An 18249-nucleotide genomic window follows, 5' to 3' on the forward strand; every position below is an offset into this window, starting at 1 on the left:
ATCGCCGATGGTAGTGTGGGGTTTCCCCATGTGAGAGTAGGTCATCGTCAAGATTGAATTCCGAAACCCCTGTTTGCTAACGCAGACAGGGGTTTTGTCGTTTCAAGGGACACCGGAAATCTGTCTTCAAACCGCTCTGCGTGCCTTGCTGCTCTGACGAGCCCGCCACTTGCGCCACCAGATGTAGACGCCAGTCCCCGACAATCCCGCAATCAGAACACCCAATATCGCGATCATCACTTGTCCAGTGAAGCCTATGATCCGCCCCCCATGTATCGGCAACTGCAACCGATAAAACCGCTCTCCCAACGTCCCTTCTCCTGCAATCTCTTGCCCCAATAATCGTCCGTCCGTACCGTGGAAGAACAACCAGGATTTGCCGTGGGCCTCGGTGTCATGCTGTCCGAACCCCGCACCGTAGAAGTTGTACTCAAAGCTGTAATACAACTCGCCGATCGCTGCTGTCAGCCCCAACCTTTTTCCCTCCTGCTGTGCCCTTTCGTACGCCTGTTGATAACTCAATCGGGTGATCCCCAGATCTTCGGCAGGCATTCGCCCTCGGGCTTCATACACGCTCGGTTCAATCGGAGAAAACAACGACACCACTGGTTTGAAGACCTGGCTCGGCAGGTTCATCGCTACGCTGCTGACGGCGATCGGCAGTAATAACAACCACAGCCACAAGCCCCCCGCCCGATGTAGATCGAAGTTAAGCCGATAGGCATGCCCGCCTTTGATCTTCCAGGCGCTCGACCACTTCTTCCAGAACGGTTTACCCCGCGGCAACGTCAACCAGAGAGCGATGAAGCAATCGATCACCCAGGCGATGGCCACCAACCCCATCAACAGCAAACCCCAGTTACCGGGCAGGGTCAGGTTGTAGTGAAACTCAAGAATGAACGGGACGAAATTCTCACGCTGGAAACAGCACTCGCCCCAGTAACGCTGGCCTTTCTGTTCGCCACTGACCGGGTCGAGGTAGAACACCTGATTGCGTTCTTTAAACGGTTCGCCCGTCGCCGGATCTTTACGTGGAACCGTCGCAAGCATTGCCGTGTGGCCTTCCTCGTTCGGGTACTCCATGTACCAGACTTGCAACTTCGGATGTACCGATTGCACCGTTTCGACCAGCTCACCGGGCGGTAGACGTTCTCCCTTGGCCGACGCCTCGTAAAACTCCGGATTCAACCACTCATCCAGCTCATGATTGAACGCCAGAATGCTCCCGGTGATCCCGGCCAGCAGCAGAAAAACCGCCGTGGCCAACCCGATATACCGGTGCAACAAAACCAGAAACGAACGCATGGAAACTTTCCCCTCAGATACGACAAAGCCAGCCCCTGATTTCAGGGGCTGGCTTTTTTATGCACAAGACAATGGCTTAGAACTGGTAACTGACCGTGGCGGCGACGTTGCGCTCTTCGCCCATGTAGCAGAAGTCGAGACTGGCGCAGGAGGCTACGTAGGATTCGTTGGTCAGATTGTTCGCATTCAGGCGTACGTCGACACCCTTCAGACCGACCTTGCCGAGGTCATAACCGACTGATGCATCGAACAATGTGTAGGACGGCACCTTCATGGTGTTCTCTGCATCCGCCCAGCTATAGCCGACATAACGCACACCGCCGCCCAACCGCAGTCCATCGAGTGCCGCGCTGTCGAATTTGTAGTCGGCCCACAGCGATGCCATGTGCCGCGGAGCCTGAGTTGGCGAGTTGCCCTTGTTCTCGATCACATTGGTCGGTGTGCCCAAGGTGCTGATCATCGACTTCGAGTATTCAATGTCGGTGAAGGTGTAGCTGCCCAGAACTTTCAGGCGATTGGTCAACTGCATGTGCGCTTCCAGTTCCAGGCCCTGAGAGCGGACAGCGCCTACAGCGCGATAGAAGTTTTCCTGCGGCAGTTTGGTCGCCAGGTTCTCCTGATCAATGTGGAACAAGGAGGCGGTGAACAGATTGTCGGTACCCGGCGGCTGATACTTCAGGCCTGCTTCCCACTGTGTACCGTCAGTCGGTGCGAGAGGATTGCCGGCGCTGTCCGCGTAGGAATTCGGATTGAACGACTCGGAATAACTGACGTACGGCGCGAGGCCGTTATCGAACAGATACAGCGCGCCGGCACGGCCAGTGAGCTTGGTGCGTCGATCGTTGATCTCGGTGCCGACCGGACGGCCCGCTTCGGCGATGCGGTTTTCGTCGGAGGTTTCCACCCAGTCCTGACGCAGCCCCAGAGAGAAGCGCCACTTGTCCATCTCGATCAGGTCTTGCAGATAAACGCCGGTCTGCTCCAGTCGCCGCAGATAGCTGGTTTCGCCGTACGGCGTGATAGTGGAATTGCCATACACCGGGTTGAACGCATTGATCGGCGCCAGGCCGCCACTGGTCCAGTCGACCACGGTTTTGCGTCGCTGGTAATCCGCCCCCATCAGCACTGTGTGCTTGGTCGCACCGGTGAAGAATTCGGCCTGGAGCATGTTGTCGACGATGAACGCGTGCAGGCGCTCGTCACCGCCGGTGTAGTAGCGATTCAGTTCGTTGCTGGTCGGCGACGTCCAGCCATAGGCGTACACCTGATCCATATTCACTTTGGAGTCGAGGTAGCGGAAATTCTGCCGCGCGGTGAAGACGTCGTTGAAGCGGTGTTCGAACTGGTAACCGAACGACTGCTGATCACGGGAGTAACCATCGATGCTCGGCTCGCCTTCGAAGAAGTGTGGCGAGATGCGATTGCCGTTGCGCTGATGAATCGTGCCGTCGGCCGGCACGCCACCGTGGTAACCGCCATCCGGGTCATGCTGCAGATACGCTTGCAGGGTCAGGGACGTGTCTTCACTGAAGTCGATGCTGACGGTGGGCGCGAGGGCGAAGCGCTTTTCCTTGTTGTGGTCGAATTGTGTGTCGGACTGATCCGTCAAACCGATCAGACGATAGGCGATGCGCTTGTCGTCATCGACCGGTCCGCTGAAGTCAAAACCGACACCACGTTGGCCCTGAGTACCCACGGTGGCTTGAACCTGGTGATAAGCCTCGTACAGCGGCTTCTTGCTGGTCAGCGCCACCAGACCGCCCGGCGAACTGCGGCCGTAGAGCACCGACGACGGGCCCTTCAGAATATCGACGCGCTCGAGGAAATACGGGTCGACCTGCATCGTACTGTAAGTACCGCTGTCGCCCATCGACTTGAGGCCATCGAGGTAAATGTTATCCACCGAACCATCGTTGAAGCCGCGCATCGCCACATAGTCGTAACGGTGCGTGGCGCCGTAAGGATTGGTCAGCACGCCGGGGGTGTAACGCATGGTCTGGGACACGGTTTGCGAGCCCTGGTCATCCATTTGCTCGCGGGTGACCACGGACACGCTTTGCGAAGTTTCCAGCAGCGCGGTACTGGTCTTGGTGGCGATCTGGCTGTGCGTCGCGTTGTAGCCATCCATGCTGCCCAGCGCGTTGCCGAGGGCGAAGCCTTTGATGTCGGTGGTCGGCAGGGCCAGCGCTTCGGTTTCCGCGATGGTGCGCAACACATAGCTGCTGCCGTCCTGGCTGACCGCCTCCAGACCCGAACCACCGAGCAGATGACTCAGCGCCTGATCGGTCGAATACTCGCCCTGCACGCCGGGTGATTGTCGGCCTTGAGTCTGCTGTGGTGTCATCGACAAGGTGATGCCGGCTTGGCGTGCGAACTGGTTCAGCGCATCGCCCAGCGGTCCGGCGGCAATGTTGTAGCGATGGCTGCCGACCTCGCTGGCATCGGCCGCGAGGCTCAGGCTTGGCAATACGCCAATGCCCAATGCGGTCGAAAACAGCGCCGCCCGAATAGCGTGGCGCAACAGGCCCGATTCGTCAGAGAAATTCAGAGGGTTCTTACAGATAACGCGCGCAGTCATTGTCGGTTTCCGTAGGCAGTCGCGATGGCTGAGTTGAAGTGCTTACTGACTAAGCCGGACTTGCCGCGAAAACCCGCCAAAATAATTTCAGGCCACAGACTCCAGCGTCACCCACCAACGGGTGCGGTAGCGCACTTGCACCGGCAGGGTCTGCGGCAGGATCGCCAGCAGCTTGTCGGTGTCCTCAAGCCGGAACACACCGGACAGGCGCAGATCCGCAATGTCCGACGCACAACTCAGAAAGCCCTGACGATACCGCCCGACTTCGCTGAGAATGTCGCCCAGCCGCATGTTGCGCGTCACGATCAGCCCGTCGACCCAGGCACCGGCGTCCATGTCCAACGGCGACGCGGGACGAATTTGATGTTGATCGACCAGATAGCTCTGACCGGCGATGGCCTCCGTCGAGTTGCCTGCGGAGTGAATTGCGACCCGGCCACTGGTGACGCTCAGGCGCGTGCATCCATCTTCCTGGCGCAGAATGAATCGCGCCTTGAACGGCTCGTAACTGCCATGACGACTCTGCACCCGCAGCGGTCGATCAATCGGCGCACCTTCATCGGCGCCACCGCAGGTGACGATGATTTCGCCACGGGTCAGCCTGATCAGCCGTTGCTGTGCGGTGTAATCGAGATCCACGCTGCTGGCGGTGTTGAGTTCGATCCGCGTGCCGTCCGGCAACTGGAAGCCACGGCGTTCGCCGGTGGCGGTGGCGTAGTCGGCGCTCCACTGTTGCCAGGCGGACGTGTCCCTGGCCAGCCATCCCGCCGAGCCCATCAACAGCGCGCCGGACAACAGCTTCAATGCCTGACGTCGCCCCAGCCCCTGCGCACTGTTTTCCAGCGTGTTGAATGCCACCTGCGCACCGGGCACGGCGCGCAGATTCTGGGTCAGTTCAGCTTGCAGAGACTGCACCCGTTGCCAGGCCAGTTCGTGATCATGGTGCTCGGCGCGCCATTGTTCGCACTGGCGATTCAGGCGCGGGTTGCCGTTGTTATTACGCAGGCGCAGGAGCCAATGGATGGCCTGTCGGACGACTTGCTGCGGTGGCTCGGCGCGTCGGCCAAGCGAGAGGTTATCCACCGGCATCAGCTTTCGTACCGCAACACGTAGCAGTGAAACAGGGCGTCGGCGACGTAGCGTTCCACCGAGCGCAGAGACAGGCCCATCTGCTCGGCGATCTGCTTGTGGGTCAAACCTTCGCACTGAGCCAGCAGAAACGCCTGACGCACTTTCGGCTTCAAGCCTTCAAGCATGCGGGCAATGCTTTCGAGCAGTTCGATCACCAAGGCGCGGGATTCGGCACTCGGGGTTTCGGCTTCAGGCAAATGGGCGATGGTTTCCAGATAGGCGCGTTCAATTTCTTCACGGCGCCAATGATCGATCACCAAGCCCCGAGCAATCGTGCGCAAGAATGCGCGAGGTGCCTTGAGCTCCCGACGCTCGGTGCGCTGCAGCAGGCGCACGAACGTGTCCTGAGCCAGATCCGCCGCATCGGCGGCATTGCCCAGTCGCGCGCGCAACCAGCCGTTGAGCCACCCGTGATGACTACTGTAAAGCGCCTGTACTGCAAACTCAGGTGAGGACATGAATGCGACAGCCCGAACGTCACAAATGATAATTAGTCGCATTGTCATCAAGGGTTGCGGAATTTGCAACCTGCGGTGCAAAACGGTCATCAAAAAGGCCAAGGCGACCGCTCTAATACGCCGTTCGGCGGGAATCTGGCAGAAATGTCGTCCATTTCCCACAAAGCCCTAAGTTTTCTCCTAAGCGTGCCGACAGACTGGTGAGACATGCGTGCACCAAATTAGAGCAGCCGTCAGAACGCTGCCTGCGCTGTACATGGAATGTTGCATCCGGAACGCATCCCCACTTTTCGCATAAGAAGTCCCATGAAATGAATCTCAAGTTCAGCCATAAAATCCTGCTGGCCGCCTCGGGCGTTGTGGTCCTGGCGTTCGCGCTGTTCACTTTGTACAACGACTATCTGCAGCGAAATACGATTCGCCAGAACCTCCAGTCCTCGGTCCAGCAGGCCGGTGACCTGACCGCCAGCAGTGTGCAGAACTGGATGAGCGGGCGGATTCTGGTACTGGAAAACCTCGCACAGAACGTCGCTCATCAAGGCAAGAACGCCGACTTCCCGGGCCTGGTCGATCAACCGGCCTTCACCTCGAACTTCCAGTTCACCTACGTCGGCCAGGCCAACGGTGTGTTCACCCAGCGCCCTGACGCGAAGATGCCGGATGGCTACGACCCGCGTCAGCGCCCGTGGTACAAGCAGGCCGTGGCCGCTGACCAGACCATGCTGACCCCGCCATACATGGCTGCCGTTGGCGGTCTGGTGGTGACCATCGCCATGCCGGTGAAAAAGAACGGCGAACTGCTCGGCGTAGTGGGCGGTGACCTGAGCCTGGAAACCCTTGTAAAGATCATCAACTCGGTGGACTTCGGTGGCCTGGGCCACGCGTTCCTGGTCAGCGGTGACGGTCAGGTAATCGTCAGCCCGGACAAAGACCAGGTGATGAAGAACCTCAAGGACATCTACCCGAACGCTGGTGTGCGCATCGAGAAGGGCAATCAGAACGTGGTGCTCAACGGCCAGGAACGCATCCTGTCGTTCACCCCGGTCACGGGTCTGCCGAATGCCGAGTGGTACATCGGTCTGTCGATCGACCGCGACAAGGCCTACGCCGCACTCAGCCAGTTCCGTACTTCGGCAGTGATCGCGATGTTCGTCGCGGTGGGCGCGATTGCAGTGTTCCTGAGCCTGCTGATCACCGTCCTGATGCGTCCGCTGATCACCATGGGCCGCGCGATGCAGGACATCGCCCAGGGTGAAGGTGACCTGACCCGTCGTCTGGTCGTGGAAAGCAAGGACGAGTTCGGCGAGCTGGGCAGTTCGTTCAACCAGTTCGTGGAGCGGATTCACGCCTCGATTTCCGAAGTGTCTTCCGCGACCCGTCACGTACACGACCTGTCGCAACGGGTGATGGCATCGTCCAACGCCTCGATCATCGGCTCCGACGAGCAAAGCGCACGCACCAACAGCGTGGCTGCGGCGATCAATCAACTGGGTGCCGCCACTCAGGAAATCGCCCGCAACGCCGCCGACGCTTCGCAACACGCCAGTGGCGCGAGCGAGCAGGCCGATGACGGTCGTCAGGTGGTCGAGCAGACGATTCAGGCCATGACCGAGCTGTCACAGAAGATCAGCCTGTCGTGCACCCAGATCGAAACCCTGAATGCGAGCACCGACAACATCGGCCACATTCTCGATGTGATCAAAGGCATCTCCCAGCAGACCAACCTGCTGGCGCTCAACGCGGCCATCGAAGCGGCCCGTGCCGGTGAAGCCGGGCGCGGTTTTGCGGTGGTGGCGGACGAGGTGCGTAACCTTGCTCACCGTACTCAGGAATCGGCGGAAGAAATCCACAAGATGATCACTTCGCTGCAGGTCGGCTCCCGCGAAGCGGTGACCACCATGAACGCCAGTCAGGCGTCCAGCGAGGAAACCGTTGAAGTGGCGAACCAGGCCGGTCTGCGACTGGTCAGCGTGACCCAGCGCATCGGCGAAATCGACGGCATGAACCAGTCGGTGGCAGCGGCCACAGAAGAACAGACTGCGGTGGTGGAAACCCTCAATGTCGACGTCAACCAGATCAACCTGCTGAACCAGCAGAGCGTGGCCAACCTCAATGAAACGTTGAAGGATTGCGATGCGTTGTCGCAGCAGGCCAACCGTTTGAAACAGCTGGTCGACAGCTTCAAGATCTGACATCAAGTCAGACCGCGTTATCGTTCATCGCGGGCAAGCCCGCTCCCACAGGATTTTCGGCGCACACAACATTTGTGATCGATCGGGAACCTGTGGGAGCTGGCTTGCCAGCGATAGCGGTGGCTCAATCACCGCAGAACTGAAGCCTTACACAAACAACTTCAGCACATTGCCCATCGCATCATCGGCGAATCCCTGAACGAAATCCTTGAATCCCGGCAGCGCCTCGGGCCCACCGCTGGCCGGCTCGGCAATGATCGTCCAGGTTGCCCGCGACTTGCCCGCGCCCAGCGATTCCACATTCATCGCCGCCCACAGATTGGCCACGCCCAGGGTGTTGTAGATCGTGGTCCAGGTCATGCTCAGCGCCTGGTCGTCCCGGGAGTTGAGTTGCTCGACCACGACGTTGCCATCCTTGAAGAACTTCTTGCGCAGCGAAGACACGCCTTCGCCGGTCATTTCGATGTGCGACAGGGCCGGAATGAAACGGTCGAAACCGTCGAATTTGCCCACTACTGCCCACACCTGTTTGGCGTCCACCGGTACTTCCACCGAAGACAATACGTGGCAGCCGTGAGGGTTTTTGATCAGGGTGTCGGGTTGCAGATTGCTCATGGTGTTGCTCCTTGGTTGATGAGTCAGATGAAGTTGATTTCTTTCAGGTAGTCGCAGCCGCGACGCAGCAGCGCCGGGGATTTTTCCGGGTAGTGCGCGCCCATCTGCTGCACGCCGGCCTGGGCGTTGGCGTGGCCGATCAGGGAGATGTCGCCGATGTCTTCCTCAAAGCCGTTGAGGTAGAAACCGAGCACGCCGAACAGCGCGTTGTCGGCATCGACCCGGCCCAGTTGTTGTTGCCAGTCGGCGACGCTGACCAGCGAAAACTCGCTGCCGGTTTCGCGGAACGACGCGACGTAGGCATCCCAGCTCAGAGGCTCCGGGTTATGCAGGTTGAACACCGCCCGTTCGGCCGAGTAACGGCTGGCGTGGAAGGCGATGAAACGGGCGAGAAAGTCCACCGGCATCAGGTCGAAATTCAGCGCGAAGGCCGGCACCTGACCGAGCTGGATCGAGCCCTTGAGCATCAGCATCAATCGGTTCTTGTGCGGCTGGCAGACGCCGCTGAGGCTGTTGAAACTGATGTTGCCGGGCCGATACAGATTGACCCGCACCCCACGCTCCCGGGCCCGTTCGAGGATTCGCTCGCCGACCCATTTCGACAGGTTGTAGCCGTTGCGGATGTAGATCGGCGGCGTCGGTGCGGCGGGCAGTTCCAGCACCCGGCCTGCGTCGTCGACGGTGCTGGAGGCCGACAGCGTCGAGACGAAATTGAACACCTTCTTGCTGCGCCCTTCGCACAGCCGCAGCAGTTCGAAAATCGGCTCTACGTTGTCCGCCGCCAACGACTCGTAATCGAGCACGTGATTGACGTTGGCAGCGTTGTGCACCAAGGCGCCGAACTCGCTATCCAGTCGCTCGAAATCGTCATCGGCCAAGCCCAGTTGCGGCCGGCTGATGTCCGCCGAATAGACCCGCACCCGGCTCAGGTCCAGATGCTCCAGCCGGTTCTCGCGCAGCGCTTGGGCAAAGCGCTGCGCCGCGGTTTGCCCGCCGCCATCGCGCACCAGACACGCCACCTCGCTGGCGCCCCATCCCAGTAGCGCTTCGACGATGTGCACACCGACAAAACTGTTGGCGCCGGTGACGATCACCTTGTGCACATCGCCCATGCGGCTGATCGGCAACGGCTCGATGTCCAGCGCTCGTTCGGCGTCGGCCATCGCCTGGGCGCTGAGCACCGCGCTGTCATCGGTGCCGCGCACCAGGGTGGCGAGCTTGGCGATGGTCGGCAGTTCGATGAAGCGATTGATCGAAATGCTGCGACCGAATTCCTCCCGCAGCCGCAGGAGCATGCGCGACAGCAGAATCGAGTGACCGCCGAGATTGAAGAAGCTTTCGTCGGTGGAAATATCGCTGGTCGGCAGTTCCAGCAACTCGCTCCAGATCTCCAGCAGCAGCGCTTCGTCGGCGTTGGCCGGCTGGCATTTCGGGCCGCTGTCCTGCACGCTGACCGGCAGTTCCAGCAAGGCCTTGCGGTCGACTTTGCCGTTGGCGGCGAACGGCATGTTCGGCAGTTCCGTCCATGCCACCGGTTGCATGTAGTCGGGCAAAAACTGCTGCGCGTGAGCTTTCAAAGACTCGCGCGCGGCATCCGATTGCGGCTGGGCGAGGAACGCCAGAATTCGCCGCTGACTGTCGATCACCACCGCGATTTGCCGATACAGCTGACTCTCGCGCAGGCAGCGTTCGATCTCTTCCGGCTCGACCCGGAAACCGCGGATCTTCACCTGATTGTCGCGGCGCCCGCACAGCTCGATGCCATCCTCGCCCCACTTGGCCATGTCGCCGCTGCGGTAGGCGCGCAGACGCTGGCCGTCCGGCAACGCCAGGTCCAGATAGCGCTCGGCGGTCTGCTGCGGATTGTTCAGGTAACCCAGGCACACGCCGGGGCCGACGATGAACAGCTCGCCCACCGTTTGCTCCGGCACCGGTTGCAGGTCGTCATCGAGTATCAACACCTGACTGTTGGCAATCGGCCCGCCGAGGGTGCGATTGCTGTCGCCCGGTTGCAGTTGCCGCGCGGTAATCAGCACCGTGGCTTCGGTCGGGCCGTAGAGGTTGTGCAGCTTGCCTTGGCGGGTCAGTTGCTCGATCACGAACGGCTCGCAGACGTCGCCGCCAGTCATGATTTGCCCGACGCTTTGCAGTTGTTCCAGCGGCAGGATGCTCAACAGCGCCGGCGGCAGGAACGCGTGGGTCAGTTGCCGACGGCGAATCAGCGCCACCAGTTGCAGCGGATCGCGGCGCTGGTTGTCGTCGGGCACCACCAGTTCCGCGCCTTCGAGCAAGGTCGGGAAAATGTCGATCAGCGACGAGTCAAAACTCAGCGACGAGAACTGCAGCACCCGGCTCTCGGCCCGCAGCTGCACATAGTCGGCGTACCACGCGGTGAAGTGCGCGAGGTTCGCCTGGCTCAGCAACACACCCTTCGGATGCCCGGTAGTGCCCGAGGTGTAGAGCGCCATGCACGGCGCGTCGAGCGCCGGTCGCTGGCGCATCAAAGATTGCGACAGGTCGGCGTCAGTGCTGTCGATGCTGCTGACATCCAGCCCCGGCATCGAACCGCTCAGCGGGTGTTCGCCGTCGTGCAGCAACAGCACCGCCCCGGCGTTTTCCAGAATGTACTGCTGGCGCTGAAGCGGATGACTCGGTTCCAGCGGCAAATACACCGCGCCGCTGCCGAGAATTGCCAGGATCGAAGCAAACAGCGCATCGCATTTCGGCAGGCAAATCCCCACCACCCACGGTTGCGGTCGTGTTTCCAGCATTGCCAGCAAGCGTTGCTGGATTGCACGGCTGTGATCATGCAACTGGCGGTAGCTGATCGACTGCTCGGCGAGGTGCAGCGCCGGGCGTTCAGCGTGCTCGATCAGACTCTGTTGCAGCCGCTCGATCACGGGACTCTGCGCCTGTTGCAGCAGCCCCGGATTGGCCGTGGCATTAAGGCGATGGACGTAAGCCAGGCCGTCGAGAAACAGCAGATTTTCCACCTGCTCGAAGTCCGGCGCACGGGCCGCTGTCGCGTGCTGGAAATACTCGGCATCGCGGGAAAAACGACTGACCAGCAGCGCCACTTCGTCCACCACCTGCGCCAGTGTTCGCAGGCGCAGCGCCTGACCGTTGCCGGACGGTTCGTCGGCGATGGGCACGCGGCTCAGCAGTGTCGTGTTGCACACGCACAGCAGATCAAGCACCGGCAAACCGCCGACGCCCGTTGCACCGATACCCAGACGCAAGTTCAGGTGCGGTGTCGGGCCGTGATCCTGCGGCGCAAGACTGCCGTCATCGATCACCAGGTCCACCGACACAGCAATCTCTGTCAGCAATGAATGACCGTGTTGTTCCAGCTCCTGCGCCAGGTCGGTCAAGGCCTGGCTGCGGCCCCTCAGGAAAATGTCGAGACGTCTCATGTCAGCCTCCTTGTCAAACCAGGTAGTCGCGCAGGGCGTGCTGCACGCACGGTGTGTCGAGCAGCGAACTGTTGTGAAAAAACCGCACGATGTTGCCCACCAGCGGGTGGTGGCGATTGATCGGGAAGGCCAGCCCGGCCATCTCGTCTTTCAGTGCGCGGCGGGTGGCGTCGTTGACCGGCAGGGCGTCGATCAGGCGCAGGTCGAAAGACTTCTGGATGTCGTTGGTCAGGTAATGGCCGATGAACACCGGCAGGATCTGCGCGATGCAGTCGCGGTCCGCGTCGCTCGCGGTGTGCCAGTAGATGCGCACCATCCGCGCCCAGAAACTCGAGTGCCGTCCCTCATCGAGCAAGTGATCAGCCATCAGGCCCTTGATCGACGGCTTGACCGTGTCGTCCCGGGCGAACGCCGCGACGTCGCCAGTCACGGTGTTCTCGGCGATGGCCACGCAGATCAGTTCCACGGCGCTGCGCAAGTGTGGCGGGGCCAGTTCGACGGCGGCCGGAATCGCCCGGCTCAGTTCGATTTCATTCGGCAGCTCGATCGGCTCGATGCCGGTCATGGCCACGGTCTGTTGCATGAAATCCATCGCCACCAGCGCGTGGTAATCCTCGTCCACCACCACGGTCATGGCGTCGTAGCGACAGGCGAACGGGAAGGCCACGGCGAAGCGGTTCTTGGCGATGCTGCGGGCGGTCTTGTCGACGATCTCGGTCTCGAAAATCACCACGTCGTTGATGAATTTGTACAGCGTCTGCACCAGGGCGAAATCACGCTGCTGCGGGCATTCGCGCAGGAAGGTTTCGCTGAGCACCAACGGCTGGCGGCTGAGCGGATAGATCAGCCGCGCATCGTCCTCCAGCACGCGGCGTGGCCGGGTGCGGATGGTCGCGCGGCTTTCCCAGGCATCGGCGAAAGACTGATAGTCGGCGGCATTCATTGGGCCACCTCCGCCAGCGGTTCGCGCATGCTCAGGCGCAGGCCGTCCCACAGGGCGATGCGGCTTTCCACGGCGGCGATGGCGCTGGCGTAGACCTCGGCTTCGCGCTGCGGGTCGCCGTCCACCAGTCGGTCCAGCAGTTGCTCTGCGGCCGGGCCGTGGTCTTCGGAGTCGACTTCGATGTGTCGCTCCAGGTAGTAGCGGAAGGTCGGCGCCTGTTCGACGCCGATGCCCCAGGCATCGAGCATGCGCTGGAACATGGTCGGGATCACGCTCTCGCGGCCGTGCAGGAATGCGGCAGCCACGCTGTGCCCCGGCGCATGCAGCGCGGTGTGCAACGTGTCACGGACGAACCGCGCCGCCGCCGGATCGACCTCGACGCTTTGCAGGGCGACGTCGTAACTCACGCCTTCCTGCTGCAGCGTGACGAAGCGTTCCACGGCTGTCGTGTCCGCACCGACTTCGCGCATCGCATCGAGGTACAGTTCGAAGTGACTGTAATGCCCGTGTGACAGCCGATCGTCAGATTCTTCCCCGAGCACGATTTCGTTGATCAGTCGTGCGGCGTGCGAGTCCCGTGGTGGCAACCACGGCAGACGGGTGCAGGTCAGTTCCTGCTGCAGACGCTTGGTCAGTGACATGAAGTCCCAGACGGCAAATACATGGGACTCCATGAACCGGCGCAATGTCGCCAGTGAATCGATTTCAGAGAAGATTGGGTGAACGCTAAGTTCGGCTTTTTTGAGTGTAAGTTGCTCTTTGGTTGGCATGGTTGCGAGACTCTGGCTAATAGGGGAATAGGGATTTTTCAACCATTTGCTAACTACGGTGAACAAGTTTCTCCAGGCGAACGACAGCCTCATTCGGATTCGATGAAAACAGGCAATGTCTGAAGGGCCCGGGACAGCGGAGGACGGTAAAAGCCGTCAAAAACGAGGCCGTACTGCAAGGTTGCGCCGGGTTTGTGATTTCGGATCCAAGCTCGGCGAAGAAAAACTAATACATCGCAAAACAACTTAACAAGTTTATTTTTAATTATTTTTAGTTGGCTGTTTTTGAAGTGTGAGTGGGTCTGATAAAACTTGTAAGTTAAGTTTTATTTGGGCGTAGTTACTCCTTCCGGCGGTTAAGGGCCAAAATTGAACGACAAGAGTGAATGCCTCACTCGAAGTAACTTTTAAATTAATTAATTGAATAGATATGAGGGGATGAAGTCGGGCTGTAACGGCGCCGTTTCTTCCTGTTCCCGTGACAAGGCTCCTTCCGTAGGTTCCTGGTGCGGGGACTGCTGCCGGGGCGGCGCGTCCCCGTTCTATATTGGGTTGGCGATTCAAGGGTGCGCGTAAATCGGCGCCGCGGCTATCGTCGAAAATGACTTCCTTGCGGTGCAAATTCCGGGCTGTTCAAAGCAGAAGGGAGGTTAGAGCGCAGGCGTCGATGTGCCACGGCAAATGACCGCGAGCGGAGGGGGGATTTGTAAGCGGGTTATTCGCCGGGTGAGTGGAGGCTCACCCGGGAGGGAGGATTCAGTGCGCCGCTTTGCGGCTTTGGGCGGCGGAGCTGGCGAGGTAACGGGTGATCACCTCGACGCCGCGATTGAGGTGCTGCTCCAGCAGTGTCACGGCGTGCGTGGTGTCACACTCTTTCACCGCCTGCAATAGCGCGCGGTGATCGTCTTGGGAGAGTTTGCCCAGGCCCATGGCCTCGAGGTTGAAGCGCAGGAAGCGTTCTTCTTCATTCAAGCCGTCTTCCACCAGCCGCAACAGCCGGCCATTGGGCGCCTTGCTGTAGAGCGCCATGTGAAACAGACGGTTTAGCCGACCGATTTCGGTGTAGTCGTGTTCGTTTTCCAGCTCTTCGATGAAGCTGGCGGCGCGCTCGTGGTCGGCCGGGGTCAGCAGCGGGATCGACTGGCGCAGCGCTTCGGACTCCAGCAGGATGCGCAGCTCATAGGTTTCCGTTGCATCGCCCTGGATCAACGGCGCGACCACGGCGCCCTTGTGGGCAGTGACGTTGAGCAGGCCCTGTGCCTCAAGCTGACGCAAGGCTTCGCGCACCGGCATGCGGCTGACACCGAACAGGTCGGCCAGATCCTGCTGGCGCACGGCGGTGCCGCAGGGCAGGCGGCCGTCGAGAATCGCGGCGCGCAGGGTTTCTTCAATGACCGAGCGCGCCAGATGCGCGGGAATCGGGCCGTCGACTTTGATGCTGTGGAGTGGCTTGGGCTTCTGGGTCACAACTGCACACCCTATGACTGCGGATTTGGATCCAAAGGACACTAGTGATTGCTCTACAGGTTGTCAAACCGTGTAGAAGAACCCTGTCACATCTGAAGTTTAGCGCGCCAGCGATGATCTCAGGATGCCATTGTTTTTTGCTGGGCTAACCTTCACCATCAAGCGCTTTCCTCTCTACCCTGGATGCCTTGCATTGGCGGTACGTTTCGCGATCCCACGGATTGCGCGCTGGCTTGCCGGCGCGCTGCTGCTGGCCGGCATTATGCTGGGCGGCCTGCATGCCGATTGGGATTTTTCCGCGATCAGCCGCAAAGCCACGGCGCTATACGGGCCATTGGGCGCCGGGCAACAGCGGATCGACGCCTGGCAGAATCTGTTGGCCACGCAGAAGCAGGTCAGCGAGATGGAAAAGCTCAAGGTGGTGAACCTGTTTTTCAACAAACAGATGCGCTACGTCGAAGACATCGATCTGTGGCACGAGGTCGATTATTGGGAAACCCCCATCGAAGCCTTGTGGAAAGGCGCCGGCGACTGCGAAGACTATGCGATCGCCAAGTATTTCAGCCTGCGCCACCTCGGTGTGGCCAGTGACAAGTTGCGCATCACCTACGTCAAGGCCCTGCGCCAGAACCGCGCGCACATGGTCCTGACTTACTATTCCAGCCCTGACGCCATGCCGCTGGTGCTCGACAGCCTGATCGACCCGATCAAGCCGGCCGCCGAGCGGACCGATTTGCTGCCGGTCTACTCTTTCAATGCCGAAGGGTTGTACCTGCCGGGAGCGAAGGGCAACAAGAAGGTCGGTGACACCAAACGCCTGTCACGCTGGCAGGATGTGTTGAAGAAAATGCAGGCCGAAGGATTTCCGGTCGAGACGACTAACTAGGAGCACGCGCTCAGATGTCTTTGTTCAAACAGCTGTTGATCGCTATCTGTCTGTTCCTGGTGGTCGCCTTCACCGGCAGCTTCATGGTCAGTCTGGAGAGCTCGCGCACCCAGTACGTCAACCAGTTGCGCTCCCACGCCCAGGATGCGGCCACGGCGCTGGCGCTGTCGTTGACGCCGAACATCGATGACCCGGCGATGGTCGAGCTGCTGGTCAGCTCAATCTTCGACAGCGGTTACTACTCGAGCATCCGCGTGGTCGACCTGAAGACCGACCAGACCATCGTCGAGCGCAACGGCATTCCGGCGGTCACCAACGTTCCGGACTGGTTCGTCAAGCTGATCGGCCTGGAGCCGGCCGGTGGCGATGCGCTGGTCAGCCGTGGCTGGGAGCAGGCGGCGCGGGTCGAGGTGGTCAGCCATCCGATGTTCGCCTTGGCCAAGCTCTGGCAGAGCGCACTCGGCAGCCTTGGCTGGCTGCTGGTCTGCGGCGCGGTGAGTGCGGTGCTGGGCGCGCTGTTGCTGCGTCGGCAATTGAAGCCGCTCGATTACATGGTCAAGCAATCCCACGCCATCGCCCGTCGTGAGTTCCTCAGCCTGCCGGACCTGCCGCGTACGCCTGAATTGCGCCGTGTGGTGCTGGCGATGAACCAGATGGTCGAGAAGCTCAAGGCGCTGTTCCAGGAGCAGGCCGAACGCAGTGAAAAACTGCGCACCGAGTCCTATCAGGACAACCTCACCGGGCTGGCCAACCGGCGTTATTTCGAGATGCAACTGAATGCGCGGGTGAGCAACCCGGAGCAGGCCAGTTCCGGTTATCTGCTGCTGTTGCGGGTCAAGGATCTGGCTGGCCTGAACCAGCGCCTTGGTGGTCAGCGCACCGATGAATTGTTGAAAGCGGTCGGCGAGCAGCTGTCCCGCGAGTGCGCCAAATACCCGGAAACCCAGAACCTCGTCACCCGTATCCGTGGTGGTGAATTCGCCGTGCTGGCGCCGGGGCTGACCCGCGAAGAGGCGCTGCAACTGGCGCAGAATCTCGACAGTGCCCTGAGCAGCCTGCACGCGACAGGCGCCACCGACGTGGCCGCCGTGGCTTCTATCGGCCTGGCACCGTTCGCTCACGGCGATTCGCCGCAAGCGGTCCTCAGTCTCGGCGATCAGGCGCTGGCCCAGGCCGAAGGGCAGGGCGAGCAGAACTGGGCGTGCCTCGATCAGAGCCTGGTGGCAGACGTCGGTGACGATCACCACGCCTGGCATCGCTTGCTCGATCAGGCGCTGAACCAGCGGCGTTTCGAGCTGTTCTTCCAGCCGGTGGTGGCGGCGCAGGACACGCAACTGGTGCTGCATTACAAGGTGCTGTCGCGCTTGCTCGACGAGCAGGGCCAGACCATTCCCGCCGGGCGCTTCCTGCCGTGGCTTGAGCGCTTCGGCTGGACCGCGCGACTGGACCGGTTGATGCTCGAGCGGGTGCTGGAGCAGATGGCCGGACATGAAGAATCCCTGGCGCTGAACCTGTCCTCGGCGACCCTGGCTGATCCGCAGGCGTTGAACAAAGTGTTCGAGATTCTGCGGGCACATTCCAACCTCGGTGCACGCCTGACCCTGGAAATCGGCGAGGAACAATTGCCGGAGCAAGCCGTGCTGGAACAGTTGACCCGGCGCCTGCGCGAGCTTGGATTCTCCCTGAGCCTGCAGCGCTTCGGCGGACGCTTCAGCATGATCGGCAACCTGGCGCGGCTGGGGCTGGCGTACCTGAAGATCGACGGCAGCTACATCCGGGCGATCGATCAGGAAAGCGACAAGCGCCTGTTCATCGAAGCGATCCAGCGTGCGGCGCACAGCATCGATCTGCCGCTGATTGCCGAGCGAGTCGAGACGGAAGGGGAATTGTCGGTGATCCGCGAGATGGGGTTGTATGGGGTTCAGGGGCAGCTGTTCGGTGAGCCCAAGCCCTGGAGCTGACTGATCGCTCCCACGCAGAGCGTGGGAACGATCGACTGTAGGCAAATCAGATCAACCCGCCCTCATCCTCATCGATCAACTGACTCAACCCGCCCAGCGCTTCCCGCGCCTGGGTCCGGTCCATCAACTTGGCCTGGGCCGCCGGCGGCAAGTCGGTGACGCGGATCACGCCTTTCTGGGTCAATACCTGAATCAGGTCGTCGAGTACCCGGATCATTTCCAGGTCGCTCTGCTTGAGCTGTTTGAGGCTGTTCTCCACGGCCTCGTTGGCGTACCAGGCCTGGATTTCATGGTGGTCGGCCGGCAGCGTTTCCGTGGCCTCGGCGTAGGCCGCAGCTTCCACGCGAATCAACTGACCCTGCGCATCGCGTTGCACGTAAAACATTGAGCATCCCTCGGAAATGGACCAGCGTCATGCTGTCAGCAGCATAGCCAACTGCACGCGAGTATGCGGTGCGCCGACGCAATCGTCACCGGTTCAAGTGCCGCAAACGTGACGACCGCCCCAGTGGGGCGGCCGTTGTTCACGC

At 60.7% G+C, this 18249-nt stretch carries 13 protein-coding genes; 3 read left to right on the forward strand and 10 right to left on the reverse strand.

The features are described from left to right. Positions 1-126 precede the first annotated feature (126 nt). The 4 genes from QLG12_RS25660 to QLG12_RS25675 all read right to left on the reverse strand — a co-directional run bounded on the left by QLG12_RS25660 (position 127) and on the right by QLG12_RS25675 (position 5472). Positions 127-1305 (reverse strand): PepSY domain-containing protein, encoded by a 1179-nt coding sequence (locus QLG12_RS25660; RefSeq protein ID WP_282475436.1) that lies wholly within the window; start codon positions 1303-1305, stop codon positions 127-129. Between the two features lie 76 nt (positions 1306-1381). Further along, positions 1382-3883 carry a TonB-dependent siderophore receptor gene (locus tag QLG12_RS25665; RefSeq protein ID WP_282475437.1) on the reverse strand — a complete coding sequence of 834 codons (2502 nt, stop codon included), beginning with the start codon at positions 3881-3883 and terminating at the stop codon, positions 1382-1384. An 87-nt stretch (positions 3884-3970) separates the two neighbouring features. Then, positions 3971-4972 (reverse strand): FecR family protein, encoded by a 1002-nt coding sequence (locus tag QLG12_RS25670; RefSeq protein ID WP_282475438.1) that lies wholly within the window; start codon positions 4970-4972, stop codon positions 3971-3973. Then, a complete protein-coding gene (locus QLG12_RS25675; protein ID WP_282475439.1) occupies positions 4972-5472 on the reverse strand; it encodes a sigma-70 family RNA polymerase sigma factor in 501 nt (166 codons plus the stop codon). The genes QLG12_RS25670 and QLG12_RS25675 overlap by 1 nt, the downstream gene beginning before the upstream one ends. 311 nt (positions 5473-5783) lie before the next feature. Here QLG12_RS25675 and QLG12_RS25680 point away from each other — a divergent pair, with 311 nt between their 5' ends. Continuing rightward, entirely contained in the window at positions 5784-7664 is a 1881-nt protein-coding gene (locus QLG12_RS25680; protein WP_282475440.1) for a methyl-accepting chemotaxis protein, read from the forward strand. Positions 7665-7811: 147 nt separating this feature from the next. Here the strand turns inward: QLG12_RS25680 and QLG12_RS25685 are convergent, their stop codons facing one another. From QLG12_RS25685 to QLG12_RS25705, 5 genes are all read right to left on the reverse strand, one after another. Then, positions 7812-8279: an SRPBCC family protein gene (locus QLG12_RS25685; protein ID WP_197871799.1), complete on the reverse strand. Its 468-nt coding sequence runs from the start codon at positions 8277-8279 to the stop codon at positions 7812-7814. A 23-nt stretch (positions 8280-8302) separates the two neighbouring features. Next, on the reverse strand, positions 8303-11692 hold the full coding sequence (locus QLG12_RS25690; protein WP_282475441.1) for an amino acid adenylation domain-containing protein: 3390 nt from the start codon (positions 11690-11692) through the stop codon (positions 8303-8305). Between the two features lie 13 nt (positions 11693-11705). Next, positions 11706-12635 carry a diiron oxygenase gene (locus tag QLG12_RS25695; protein ID WP_197871803.1) on the reverse strand — a complete coding sequence of 310 codons (930 nt, stop codon included), beginning with the start codon at positions 12633-12635 and terminating at the stop codon, positions 11706-11708. Then, entirely contained in the window at positions 12632-13405 is a 774-nt protein-coding gene (locus QLG12_RS25700; protein WP_197871804.1) for a DUF3050 domain-containing protein, read from the reverse strand. Before QLG12_RS25700 ends, QLG12_RS25695 begins: the two co-directional genes overlap by 4 nt. A gap of 756 nt (positions 13406-14161) precedes the next feature. Then, complete coding sequence (locus QLG12_RS25705) at positions 14162-14872, reverse strand: GntR family transcriptional regulator (RefSeq protein ID WP_197871805.1); 711 nt, start codon at positions 14870-14872, stop codon at positions 14162-14164. 193 nt (positions 14873-15065) lie between these two features. On the opposite strand from QLG12_RS25705, the gene lapG reads away from it, so the two are divergent. Both lapG and lapD read left to right on the forward strand, forming a co-directional pair. Continuing rightward, positions 15066-15758 (forward strand): cysteine protease LapG, encoded by a 693-nt coding sequence (gene lapG / locus QLG12_RS25710; protein WP_064382647.1) that lies wholly within the window; start codon positions 15066-15068, stop codon positions 15756-15758. 14 nt (positions 15759-15772) lie between these two features. After that, positions 15773-17719, forward strand: a complete 1947-nt coding sequence (lapD, locus tag QLG12_RS25715; RefSeq protein WP_197871806.1) for a cyclic di-GMP receptor LapD — start codon at positions 15773-15775, stop codon at positions 17717-17719. Between the two features lie 46 nt (positions 17720-17765). Here the strand turns inward: lapD and QLG12_RS25720 are convergent, their stop codons facing one another. Beyond that, a complete protein-coding gene (locus QLG12_RS25720; RefSeq protein ID WP_039773037.1) occupies positions 17766-18104 on the reverse strand; it encodes a hypothetical protein in 339 nt (112 codons plus the stop codon). Positions 18105-18249: the final 145 nt, after the last annotated feature.

This window comes from Pseudomonas sp. V88_4 (genome assembly GCF_029967985.1).
GTDB classification, from domain to species: domain Bacteria; phylum Pseudomonadota; class Gammaproteobacteria; order Pseudomonadales; family Pseudomonadaceae; genus Aquipseudomonas; species Aquipseudomonas glycinae.